The following is a 13,499-nucleotide window of genomic DNA, read 5'->3' on the forward strand; positions in this document are numbered from 1 at the left end:
GAAGCGCTATGAGCTTGCTGGATGTTGTCGTCTACGCCTGTTACACCAGCAGGCGTACTTCCCATTATTTTGACTCTTCCAGGCAAATAAAAATATGCTTATCCCCTGCACTTAACATTGCAAAGCACAGTCCCTGCGGTCCATAACCCACTCCGGCATATCTATGACGTGGACGATATCCATGCCCAAAGCACGAGCATCCTGGCCAATACACTCTTATTTGGTCCAATGGCGCCATACGCCGTGGTAAAGGCGCTTTTTCTGCAAATAGCTTACCTGGCATTGCGCATAAAACCGCGCATAGTATCAGGCCGGTTAATCGATATTACGGGCCAATGTGATTATTGAAATCTCTGAATCGGTTAGTCCCTGACGCAATTTCCCCTTACAACTCACAAAGAGAAAATGGATATGAATATTTCCGATTGCAAAGGAACATCCTGGCAAGGAATAAATAATGCCTCCTCGCATCAACGCGACGTGGTGGAAAATGTAGATTCCGAAGACGATATATATTTTGACGCGCTTGACCATTTCCCCCAAACCACAACACCGGCATCTGAACCTGAAGCATTGGGTAACAGTGGAAACGCCCCCGCCACTTCTCCCGTTAATGCGCTCTTCGGGCATATGGTGGATAAAATTCTCTACAGTATTTCGCTAAGGCTCCTCTCGCGGCTGGGCGGCCTGGAGGAGTTACATTCCGAGTTACGCACCCTGGCGCAAAGCCATGGTGTATTAAGCGCTCGCCTGAGGATGCTCTGCGAACTCCTTTCCCGCTACCACCAACATGTTCCTGAGCACTACAGACCCCTGCTCAAAAACCTCAGTGAACTAGCTCGTGCAGGGCTGAGTATTTACCAGCTTTCTGCCACCAGGCTCCCCACGCTTTGTGCTGAAATACGGCAATTCGCCAGCCAGGCTGAATACCTGTTGTCCCTGGGCGTTGTGAAAGAGCAATTACCTGCCACCCTGCTCCATCAGTTATCCGCGCTTCCCATGCAGCTGCGCAAGGTGGCTGATGTACTGCTTCAGGCCCGCCTTATGCCGGAGGGCACCACCCCAGAAGAATGGCTACTGGTTATCCAGCAGCATGACATATTACCAAAGCCCTTACAGCACATGCTCGTCAGTTATACGCAGCTTTGGACGCAACTGCGTGCGCTACATGAAAGCAGCAGAGAGCTGGCCAGTCGCTTTCCTTTACCTACCTGCAGCGACTGGCCGGAGCGCATCAACTGGTTTTTGCGGCTTTTAAACGATCCGCGTGTCGTACGCCATATTGCAGCAGAACGCCCCTCAGCTTTAATTGATGCGGTAAAACTGAGCACGCCGTTACTGCGTATGGTCAGCCAGTTTCCTTCAGAAGGAACGCTGGCTCAACAGCTGGAATGGGCCAGGCAGAATGCAAATGCTCCTACCAGCGAGCTAAATCCTTTACTGGCGCAGCAGCCTCTCAGCAAATTTATTAACGCGCTCCGCCAGCAGGTCGACAGTAGAGTGGTCAATCCCACCCTTTTTAATGCGCTTATTATCCTCGCCAACCCGGAATCACCCATCCGGGAGAAATCCAACCGGATTATTTCACTATGCCTGAGAAATTTTAGATTTCGCGCGGGCGTTGCCTACGCCATGCGTGAAGCGGTGCGAACATTTTCCGGGGGCTCGCTGGCTCTCAGCACCTGGGACTGGTATCAACAGCTTCCCGCCAGGCTCACCTGGCAACAAACAATGGAGCGATTTTTTACCGATCTTCAGCGAGAGATTAATACTACGCCTGACCTGCTCAGGGAATTACTGCCCGACTATGTTCTACAGAGTGCAGAAACGCTCTCAGCCCTTGTTGAACTGCCCGTCGACCAGCCGTGGCAGGATACGCTGCGCTGGGCCATCAGAAAACTTGGCCTGTCCCAAGTTAATGACTGGCTTTGCCAGCGATATATTGAGCTGTGTTTGATTCGGGGCATTTATGAATCCCTGCTGCAAGGTGATGCCCTGGAGCGTGAAGCCATACTGCGCGATCTTACTGTTAACCTGAAAGATTATTTTGCAATCCGGCCCCACTCGGAGCTTGCTGGATTAGTCGATCTGGTGCCTTACCTGCCGCTGCTTTCGAACCTGCACGACACAATAAAACAAATACCGCCTACCGACAGCTGGTTAACCTGGACCACCAATCTGCTGGCGGCAATAGAGCAGGATCCTCATCCCGGGCTGGCAACTTTGCGTAGAGAGATGGAAACACGAATAGCCAATTACCTTAGCGACAGTCTGGTCGCGACCTTTGATTATCTCTGGGCGCAATTGCCGGAATTCAGCGACCCATTACGCTTTCCTGAAGCGGACGCGGCCGTTATACCGCAGGCCCAGGTAGAAGAAAACGACGGTGTAGTTCAAAAGGAGGAAAGCGAATTCCTACTGGAACTCTTCGAAATTGCCCAGGAATACGACAAAGGCAATAAGTCAGTATGGGCAAAAGGTGATGCCTCTCCCGCAAAAGAAATTGGCGTGGTTGCCGGGTTGTCTGCGGGGTGGCTGGCCTCGCTCTATATGTTCTGGCGCGCCTATAATCCCCAGGCTCCTCAGCGGGAAATCGCAACCGGGGCTGAGATGCAGGAACTACAACCACAGGGCGTAACGACGATCCCCCCGACTACTGCACCGGCTCATGGCCATAAATATATTGTACCAATAGCGCTTCTTTCAGGTATGGGGGCCACTACAGCCTGGGTTGCCTGGCAGAACTGGGGAGCAGAAAAGACGCTAACGTTGCAGCAGGTTTTCAGGGATATACTTAATGATGAATACCGCGACCAGGCTAAACATCACGAACCAGCATTAAATACCAGAGCAACGAGGGTGAAACGCGAGTTAAGTCCTGGCAATAATGCAACACGAATTGCTCAAAATTACAACAGACCAGAGCCAGAGTTAGGCCTCAGTGATATTAATCTCCGTTTCAAAACATGGAATATTTCGTCCAATAAGATAATTAATAAACACATCAGCACATTTATTAAAATATTAAATGCTGAAAATCCCCCCATCAAAGAGGAAACGAAAATTGTTTCTGGAGCAATCTTATTTTTCATGAAAATCCTCAGTAATTATGTGAAAAATCTTCATCCTCCAGGTAACTCATCTTCGTCTTTATCTCCAACTCAATTTGATGCAGACTATTTCATCTACAGCCTCATCCTATTAGATAAATTGATCTCAAGAATAAACAAAATAGGTCCAAGTGTAGAAATAAATAAAAGGGTTTCAGCAACCATTGAATATCACACCCTATGTTATTTTATTGAAAATAATCTCTCTGCAAATTTATATACAAAACACGCAACAAAAAATAACATTCCTGAGATAATTTACGACTTTATGTGCAATAGTGTTACCTTTGGATTTAACCAGTTTCCACACCTCAGAGATGTAATGGAGGGCGAAAATAAAAATCTTTCATTCCGTAATCAGATTGGTCTGTACGCAGAAGACACTTATAAAAAAATAGAAGAGTTGATATCGAAAGAATTATTTAAACTTGATAAAACCGATGATATCATCACTGATAAAAAATCAGCCTTTGATTTCTTAATAAAGAAAGTAAATTCCTTACAACAGGATGATCGCTATGATGTGTCTCTGGATGAGATGGAATACATGCTAATACGCGGCAGAGATAAAATTATTAACATCATGCTCACAAGTGATTATGATGGATTTATAAAAAACTCTCAGTCTATAGCATTCAAAACTGATGTGAGCTTTATCAATTCATCAAAATTATTAAACTACCGGAAAAAATGGGCAAAATGTAGCATTGATTATATGGAGATCATAAAAAATAATTTACCCAAAACAACAACAGGCAATCATGGTAATTTATATTCTCGTGCAGCAACTTCAGCCATTAATGATTTATTAAACGATAGAGATGAAATCTCAACTCTTTTAATTGAAAACTTCACTAGTCCACCTGATGCTTATCAGCAGTACGCATTATACATTATGCTTTCATTGCAAATAAACAAAATAGCCTCTTTCAAACAGGAATGGGATAAAATAATGTTGTATTGGCGAGACCTTATTAATGATAAAGAAATAAATTCAAAAGTAATAGCTCTTTATAATACTAAAGATGACAATATATCTAATTTTCTAAAGATTTTAAAATCAACCGCTATTCAAAAGACATTCGACGAAGTAGAAAAAATCCAAAGCATTGAAATTAGAAATGACTTCTATGATGCACTGGCGTTGGATCTATCCAATAGAGCAATAACATTAAAAAATGAAATTGATAATTATATAAAAACAGGAAGTTACCTGCTGTATCAATACATGTCGAAAGGCACCAAAAAGTATAAAAATGCAGATTTTTCCCCTGAGTCATTCTATTCAATAGACCGCAGCATGCTTGAAATAAAATCCGTTCCATTATTAACGGGCAGCTTCTTTGAAAGAAACCTACATCCTCTTGAACAGGTACAGAGAGAAGCTCACGGTGCCTCTATAACCGCAAAAAAATTGTACAGGATTTATAATGACTACATTGTCAGCGATTCAAAAAAGGAGGCCATTATAACGGCAACAAATTTCTTTTATTTATTTGGAGAGCAATTTATTTCATGGGAAAGTCTTATAAAAACGGTTAAAAGCACACAGGAATATAAATACATACGTGAAATCTCGATAAAAGACTCCAGAGTGGGCCATTATCCGATAAAAAGAGAGTACCTTGGTTCAGCGATAACCATAGAACTTGAAGACTCAGAAAAATATTTATATACCAACATGCTTGGTTATCCGGCACTAATTAATCTCGATAAAAAACTAACAAAAAAAATCAGTGCAACACCAAAATATGAGGAGTTATACACTCATGTGTATAAAGCATTAAATATTGGCGATGATCTTTCATTCCAGGCAAAAATGCCTTTTAATGATAACATAACAATTGCGGAGATTTTGATAGAGGCTGACAAAAAAAATCATTCAGATTCTGTGATCTTCAAGAATGTAATTATCGATGATTTTCATAAAAGATACACCCACGCCGCTAATGAGTTAAAAAACAAAGGTAATCAATCTATTTTCGATGATTTACTTTCATTAATACCATTCTATTCGATGCTAAAAAGAAAAATTTACGACCCACAGTATCAACCTGTTATGGCAGACATGGTGTGGGATATTATAGATGTCGGCGCAGGACTTTCTTTTCCCGGCATTAAACTCGCAAATTCTGCTTTCCACACTTTTAAAAAAATCACAAGAAAAACTCAAAAAATGTTATTAAAATCTGACCCCACCCTTAGAGGAACAGAAAAATATATAAAAACCCTCCAGCTATCATTACCTATGGTGCGAAAAAAAATACCCAGAATTCAGGATGCTATTGTTAACACCATTGAATTCTCCGCTTCTCTACTAAACCCTATTGATCCTTTTATACTTATGGGTTCTAAATTAGCAGGTCTGGGTGACCGTGCCATAATAAAAATATCAACCAGAACAAGGGGGGCAATTCCAGGTGATAGTAATAATATATCGATCAAAATACCCGCTAAAGGCATGACAATTACCAATCCAGAATCAAAATATTTTACAGGAAACCCGGCCTATAATTACAGATATATTGATGAAATAACAGGTATTGAACTGGATGAAATGATATCACGAGCCCCCAATAAATTATATACAGATCAAATACTAGAAAAATTTGTTCGAATACCTCAGGGGCAATCTGATAAAGCCTGCCAACAAGCGTCTAATATATTGCAAAGTCAAGGCTACGACACAAAAATCATCGGATGTCTGGTATATAAATTCCCGTCAGATACCGCCCCACTTACCCATTATACTGTTTTAGCTAATAAAGCTGATGATAAATTGCTCATCGATGCAACTTTTGAACAGTTTGTTTCCTTAATGGATCGGAAGTATAAAATTAGGATCACATCCTGGGAACAATGGGTTAGAGATATTACTCAATCTGATAAGCTAAAAAACAATCTAATTATCCTCAAAGAATATGATAATCTCACTGCCGCAAAGTATGAATTATCTAATGTTAGTAGTTATAATTACCTTGAATCATCATTTGTAAAAGATCCTGATTTTCATATGGTAAATATCCCTAAGGGATTTATTAATGATTTCGCACACACATACTCTACAGATAGTCATAGAGTCAAAAATGCAACAACCTTAAGTATGCTTGACTCAATTGATGAGAAAATAGATACGCAGAAAACTATTCTGCTAAATCTTCAGGATGAAGAAATTAAATACGTTAATAAAAACATTCCCGTACCCAATAGGATTGAAACTACACTAACAAAAACCAGAAGAATAATAGAAGAATTGGAGTGCGTGCAACGTTTACCAATCAGGCTATCTAACTATCTATATTTCAGCAAAGTAAACCTATTAACCGAACACAATAAAATTATATTTAACACCCCGGTTTCTGATGAAATTGCATCATTCTTATCAACTCCGGAGGCGATATCTATTTCAGAGGATATTACATCACCTGTGATGAATTCGATACAATCTATTGATGAGTATGGTTTAGCCACAGTGTCAAACATACGTTATGTTATCAATAATGGAAAATTATATAAAATATATACCGGAAGAGCTATGGCCAGACAAACAGCATTAATAGAGTTAGATACCAGCCTCATTTGCATGAACTTTATCGATTACCGATGGGTTATTGACCACCGCTCTACAATTCCTGGTAAGGCCAAAACCAATGCGTTACAGAAACAATTAATTTCAGGTTCGACGCTTCCTTTTAGGAGTAAAGGCATTCTTGATGTTAAGAGCAACACAAAAATCTTAACGCCATTTACATACGTTCGTCGTGATAATAAATTTAATATGGCAATAACAAAAGAGTTCGCCCATTCTGATCTAAAAGGCACTTTACAAGGAAAAATAAAATCAACAACTGGAAATCATCTGTCGTCTCAAACCATAAATGGGCCTATTATCGGGAAATGGAAACTCGGAGAGCTGGATGAAAATGTAGAATTTATACAAATATCTAATGGAAACTCAGGGTGTGTAGCAATAAAAATAGCCTTTGACCTACTACCTGAAGGCAAACCGGTGATTGTTTCAGCCGGGAACCTCAGCGGCTGCACAATGATTTATGCAACTGACAACCACTATTTTTACGCTTATCATACCGGGCAACAACCCGGTGATACCGAGTGGCTAACAAGCCAACAAGGGGTCCGAAGCATCTATAATGCTCATGTTTTAATGAAAGGAACGTCGGTATCTGGCTTTGAGACAGCACTATTAAAAAACCAGGATCTGCCATCAATTTTCTCTGATTATTCCAGTTCTTTAATAACCTATTTAGGGAAGAATACAAAAACAACAGGAAGTACGAGAATAACATCAAACTTATATACTAACGTAACGACATTTGACTACAATAAATATCATACAAATCAGGATCAATCCAGAACGGCGCTCGCTTATGCTGTGCTAAGCAAAAACAAGGGAGTTGTTAATATTTCAGCCTATTCAGAAGACCTGTTAATAAACCATGCGAACGGAGATTTAACCACTCTCTTCAGCCAGCATCAAAGATTAAACGGCATAGACTCCACAATAAATGATTCAATTTTTGATACCTCAGTGGATACCTTAAGTGACCTTTACACTGCGTTTATCGGTATGCGTATTATATCTAAAACAAATAAAGAGTAACCCGGTTGCACGCCTGCACCTGCCGCAGGCGTGCTTTCATTACGAAGCCATTTTCAGGAAGCAAAGATACGGTTCTTGCCTGCCCGCTTCGCGTTGTAAAGCGCATCGTCGGCGGCCTTTAGCCATTCAACGGCATCCGGCATCTCCTTCGTCGCGCAGGCAATGCCGATACTCAGCGTGCAGTAAGCGTTCTTTTCCGGCAATACACGTACGTTAATAGACTCCAGTAATATCCTCCTGGCAATACCCTCTGCTTCTTCCATCGTGGTTATCGGCATCAACACGACAAACTCGTCGCCACCCAGCCGGGCCGGAGTGTCGGTCGAGCGTGTTACGACCCGCAGTACGTCAGAAACCGCCATCAGAATTGAATCCCCGACTTTGTGCCCGAAGCGATCGTTAACTTCTTTGAAATTATCGATATCGATAAACATTAACGCCGAGCTGCCGCAGGCGCTGCGCAGCTTGGCGAGTTCATTATCAATCTTTTTCTCAAGCAGGCGACGGTTGGCTATACCCAGCAGCGGATCCATCATCGCAATGCTTTCCAGCTCGCGGCTTTTCTCACGCAGCTTTACCGCAATCGAGGCGGTAAGCATGCTAAGCGCGATGGTGTAAACGGAAATAAGCGGAAGCGTGGCGTACATCGTTCGCGTCGAAACGGCAGACTCAAACGGCATGCCGTGGCTCAGCCAGGTTAGCAGGAACGTCACGACCATCGCCAACATGGCTTTGATCATCAGCGGTTTTCCCCCGGCGGCCAGGCGGTCGGAGATGAGTATCGTGACGATGGCAACCGACGGCAGCGGGCTTAGCGCCATCATGGCAATCCAGAAACCGCCGGCGGCAGCATCTATCACCAGGTTTTGCTTTTCACTGTTTACCGGGGAGCGTGAGAAACGAGCCTTCAGCAGTGCAACGTGCGGCCACACAAAGGCGTTAGCCACCAGCAGGCAGATAACCGGTAACGACGCGCCGTGTTGGTTCAGCACCGACAAGATAGGAAAAAAACACAGCAGCGTGCCCAACATCCGCATCAGATACATGCGGTTGACGAATCGTGAGCCTTTTTTTCTGGCTTTTGGTGCAGGATCGGGGGCTATCATAAATTTCTCAGGCAAACAGACCGGCAGCAACACTAACAATAGAGTGTAAGAGATCTCATATGGACAAAGCTATGCCATAAGATTACCGAGGCGTCGCGGGCATCTCTTCGCCTCCGCTATCCGTGATGCTCGTCTTGTTTCTCCCCTGTCGCTTCGACAAATAAAGATTCTTGTCCGCTTCCGGGATAAGCATATTAAAGGTATCTTCCAGCGTTTTTTCTGCCACTTCTCCGGCTGCAAGTCCGATGCTCACGGTAATAAATAACGGCTGCTGCTGGTACAAGAAACTGCCCTGCTCGATGGTTTTACGGATCTGCTCTGCAATTTCGTAGCCTTCCTGCAGATCATGGGTTCGGCAAACCACCACGAACTCCTCGCCGCCGATACGAGCCACCATCCCCCGATCGCCTACGGTGTCCAGTACCCTGGCGGCAAAAGATGCCAGCACCGCGTCTCCGCATTCGTGGCCCCAACTGTCATTTATGCGCTTGAAGAAATCGATATCAAGCAGCATTACACACAGCAGCGGCTGCTTGTTCAGCGGCAGATGCCCGGTGCGTTTTAATGCTTCAAACAGGCCGGAGCGAGAATAAACGCCGGTAAGATAGTCGAAGTCGGCGCGCAGTGAGGTCTGCTTTATTAGCTGATTGATCGCATCCACGCTGATAGACACAATCAGCGGGCAGATGGCAATTGTTGCAATCCCCAGGCGGGCGGAAAACATCTGATCGACCAGCAGTAAAGGCTGCTCGGAATGCAGGTTAATCGCGGCGTGGGAAACCAGCACTATCTCCGTCGCACCCGTGATAAGCGTCAGCAGCGCAGTGACCGGCAGCGGATAACGAATGGCGCACCAGATTAACGCCGGAAGCGGGAAAGCGAGGCTACCCGCCCCACCGATAGCAATAGCGGTGCCGACTGCGATAACCACAGCAAACAGCGGATAAAGATCGGAAGGCACCAATGAGGGCCGTTTGCGCCATTTCGGCCAACTCGCGCTGAGCAAACAAGGCAGCATAAGCACGCCGGTTGAGAACTGTTCGCTCACCCAGTCGGCGTACAGCGGCATAAATTTTTCATGGTAGTCGCCGCTTATGCCAAGTGAACCTATTGCACCGAACAACGAGCTTAATATCGCCGCAATGAGCGAAAAGTTGAAAATATTAAAGGCGTTTAGCGCCCAGTTGCTCTCGTCCATATTCCGCGAATAGCGCAATAATAGCCGCGCCGCGGTAACGATAAACACCATGTTGGAAAAGTTAATGATGGTTGACTGCCAGCCCCACTGCGTAGTGAACGCGTCATAAACCAGCATTGCCGCATAGCTAATAAAGTAATATACGGCTTTATTGAGCCACGGATTACGCACAAAAATGGCGGCCAGCACCGCGTTCAGCGGCCAAAATAGCGACAGATCGTTAACCAGCCGCAATGAGGCGCCGAAGAAGTAAAACAGCGTGGTAAAAACGAAGATACTGACAGCATTTAACAGCATCTTTTCCGGGGAAAAGAATAAAAACTTAGGTCGATTAATCATGCCATCATGATTCATGTTTATTCATTCACCGCTGAAAAGAATAGCGCCATCAGGTGATTGCGGAAATAAGCAATAGCTTAGCATGTTTGCTGCGGCCAGGAGCCCGGTTGTTGAGAGAAAAAGGGAAAATCACCGCCCTGGCCCGGCTCACCGCATCAACTATTACTCATAAGCTAAATTCTCGCCACTTGATAACCTGGTGATGGAAAGCTTCGGGATTTCTGACTAAAAATTCAGACTTATTGCCAATTAATAATTAGCAGCCTCAGGTTTAACCGATGTTTAAAGTGACTGCCTTATAGTCACAGCATACAGGTTTTCCCGGAGATGAAATGCGCAAAACACCTTGGGCGGAACGATTAATCATCACCGCCATTATGCTAACCGTTCTGGCAACCGTTAGCCTGGTTGGCGTCCTGTGGTTGCGTGTGCCGGGATTGTTGCTGCTGTAAGCCCCGGCAAGTTTAGAAAATTGAACGCCCAATGCGCTGAGAAAGTATTTCCAGCGCTGCCGTGCCCGCCAGAGAGTTACCTGACGCATCCAGTTCAGGGCACCACACCGCGATAGACATCTCGTTCGGCACCACTGCGATAATCCCGCCGCCGACGCCGGACTTACCCGGCAGGCCAACACGATAAGCGAATTCGCCCGCTCCGTCATACATCCCGCTGGTTATCATCAGGGCGTTAATCTGCCTTGCGTGCTGGGCCGAAACCACCGGCTCCTCGAGATGCAATGCCTGCCCCTGGTTTGCCAGGAACAGGAAAGTTTTCGCCAGTTCAAGGCAGCTCATTTCCAGCGCACAATAATGGAAATAAGTTTGCAGCACCGTTATTACGTCATTTTCAAAGTTGCCGAAGGACTTCATCAGCCAGGCAATGGCGGCGTTGCGGGCAGAATGTTCAAATTCGGAACGCGCCACGCGGGTGTCGTAAACCAAATCGTCTGCGCCTGAAAGCTGGCGTACCACTTCCAGCATGCGTTGTTTTGGCGCACTGAGCCGCGTTTGCAGCATATCGCACACGACCAGCGCCCCGGCATTAATAAACGGATTTCGCGGCTTGCCCTGCTCCAGCTCCAGCTGCACAAGCGAGTTAAACGGCTGGCCGGAAGGCTCTTTGCCCACGCGCTGCCAAATTTCATCTTCTTCGTAGCGGCCCAGCGCCAGCGTCAGGCTCAGAACTTTTGAAATCGACTGAATAGAAAAGCGTTCAGCGGCGTCCCCGGCGCTAAAGAATTCCCCGTCAACGGTACACACCGCGATGCCAAGCTTACTGCCGGACACTTCTGCCAGCGCGGGAATATAGTCGGCAACCTTCCCTTTACCGAGCAAAGGACGGACTTGTTCGAGGATCTCTTCCAGTAACTGATTATTTAATTGGACCGGCACCGTGCTCTCCTGAGCGATGTGTTAAGCGGCGCAAGTATATCAGAGCGACGGGCCGATAATAAAACGAACTCAGGCCGTCATCTGGAAGCGAGCAACGGCTTTTTCCAGTCGCTGCGACTCGCTGAGCAGCCGCTGGGAGGTATGCGTCGAAGCCTTAATCAGCCGTCCTGTTTGATTCACCGCATGGTTGAGCGTGGTAATACGACTTGTCACATGATGGACGCTGGTCCCCTGGTCTACCGAAGCGCTGGAAATTTCGTTTAACAACCCGCTCAGACGGGTGACCTGAGCAATAACGCTCTTGAGTTGATTCTCCAGTTCCGACACCGCCTCGCTGCCCTGTTCAATGCCCTGCAACGAGTTGTTGATAAGCGCCTGAATATTTCTCGTTGACTGGCTGCTCTGCTTCGCCAGCAGGCCAACTTCACGCGCCACAACGGCGAAGCCACGCCCCTGATTACCGGCATGAGCAGCCTCAATTGCGGCATTAAGCGCCAGGATATTAGTCTGGAAGGCGACATTATCGATCATCGCCACAATGCCGCGCATTTCCGCAGAACGGGTGACAATATCCTGCATCGAGGCGTTAACCGTATGCATCATCTGGTCACCTCCGGCTACCATCTCCCGCGCTTCATCGGCGCGCTGGTTGGCCTGAATAGCATACTGACTGTTTTCCTGAACGCGAGATTCCAGCTCGGTAATGTGCTGCGTCACCCTTTCCAGCTCCTGCTCTTGTTGAGAGGATTGGTTAAACAGCTCATTATTACTCTCGGCGAGCTGGCCGATATTACTCAGCAGCGTAGCGGAAGATTCTCGCACCTCCAGCACCAGCTGCTGTATTCCCTGCTGCATTTCCAGCACGCTGCCGTGGAGCTGCTTCACTTCGCGGTTTACCAGCCTGCGTTCGGCTGGCAGGCGCGATAAATCTCCGGCTGCCAGCACATGCAGATGCTCAATCAACCCTCTAAGCGGGCGGATAACCCAGCGTGCGACGCCGAGCCATACCGCGATTGCTACAACCAACAGAATACCCAACGCGATAATAAACAAAGTCTGCGCCTGGCTCAGGCTGCTCAGAAGCGAGCCGCTGGCCTGCACGGTTTGCTTTTCACCCTCGCTCTGGTAGCGCGCGTACTGCTCGTTGAAATCGGACTGAAACGCCTGAATCGGCACTTCAAAGAATGCGTCTATCGAGGCGTGTTTCTGCATCCCTTCTAGTTGCTCTTTCAGGCCGCTGAAAAATAGCTGATAGCTGCTGGCCAGCGCGTCGCTGCTTGCCGGGTGCAGTTTTTGCCAGGCGGAGAAGTTTTGCTGCGACTCTTTTAACGACTTATCGGCTTCATCTACCAGGCTGTTCCAGCTGCCGACCGAGCCGGTTTCTTTATCCTGCATAAAGTAGACACCCGCGCGGTTTAAGAGGTCGCTGGTCATTAACAATGAAGTTCTCGCCTTTTCCATTACCACCTGCTGCTGGTGAAGCTGGCCGCTTTCAAGCACGCTTTGGCGGGTATCACGGAGGATGTTGGAAAGCGAAACGGTCGAGAGAATTTGCAGCACCGAAAAAAGCGCAATCACGCCAACAACCCCGCTCAACAACCCAAACTCGCGCGGCCGCCCGGTGAACAGGTTAAGGGGATTTAAACGGCGAAAAATTTGACTTATGTTCATGATTTTCTTCAGTAACACAACGATGCCGCGAGTGTACTGAGCGAAAATGACAGAAATATTTCA

5 protein-coding genes are annotated in these 13,499 nt (G+C 46.1%); 1 reads left to right on the forward strand and 4 read right to left on the reverse strand.

The features are described 5' to 3' along the window. Positions 1 to 411: 411 nt before the first annotated feature. Positions 412 to 7,731, forward strand: a complete 7,320-nt coding sequence (locus HMPREF0201_RS10090) for a cytotoxic necrotizing factor Rho-activating domain-containing protein (protein ID WP_039898244.1) — start codon at positions 412 to 414, stop codon at positions 7,729 to 7,731. 53 nt (positions 7,732 to 7,784) lie between these two features. Here HMPREF0201_RS10090 and HMPREF0201_RS10095 read toward each other — a convergent pair whose 3' ends face one another. From HMPREF0201_RS10095 to HMPREF0201_RS10110, 4 genes are all read right to left on the reverse strand, one after another. Beyond that, the gene (locus tag HMPREF0201_RS10095) at positions 7,785 to 8,837 is read right to left on the reverse strand and encodes a diguanylate cyclase (protein WP_016536515.1); all 1,053 of its coding nucleotides are present in this window, start codon (positions 8,835 to 8,837) and stop codon (positions 7,785 to 7,787) included. Positions 8,838 to 8,919: 82 nt separating this feature from the next. Beyond that, complete coding sequence (locus tag HMPREF0201_RS10100) at positions 8,920 to 10,389, reverse strand: GGDEF domain-containing protein (RefSeq protein ID WP_016536516.1); 1,470 nt, start codon at positions 10,387 to 10,389, stop codon at positions 8,920 to 8,922. Between the two features lie 449 nt (positions 10,390 to 10,838). Continuing rightward, entirely contained in the window at positions 10,839 to 11,765 is a 927-nt protein-coding gene (gene glsB, locus HMPREF0201_RS10105; RefSeq protein ID WP_016536519.1) for a glutaminase B, read from the reverse strand. A gap of 69 nt (positions 11,766 to 11,834) precedes the next feature. Further along, complete coding sequence (locus tag HMPREF0201_RS10110; RefSeq protein WP_039898248.1) at positions 11,835 to 13,436, reverse strand: methyl-accepting chemotaxis protein; 1,602 nt, start codon at positions 13,434 to 13,436, stop codon at positions 11,835 to 11,837. Positions 13,437 to 13,499 lie beyond the last annotated feature (63 nt).

It is taken from the genome of Cedecea davisae DSM 4568 (assembly GCF_000412335.2).
In the GTDB taxonomy this organism is placed as follows: domain Bacteria; phylum Pseudomonadota; class Gammaproteobacteria; order Enterobacterales; family Enterobacteriaceae; genus Cedecea; species Cedecea davisae.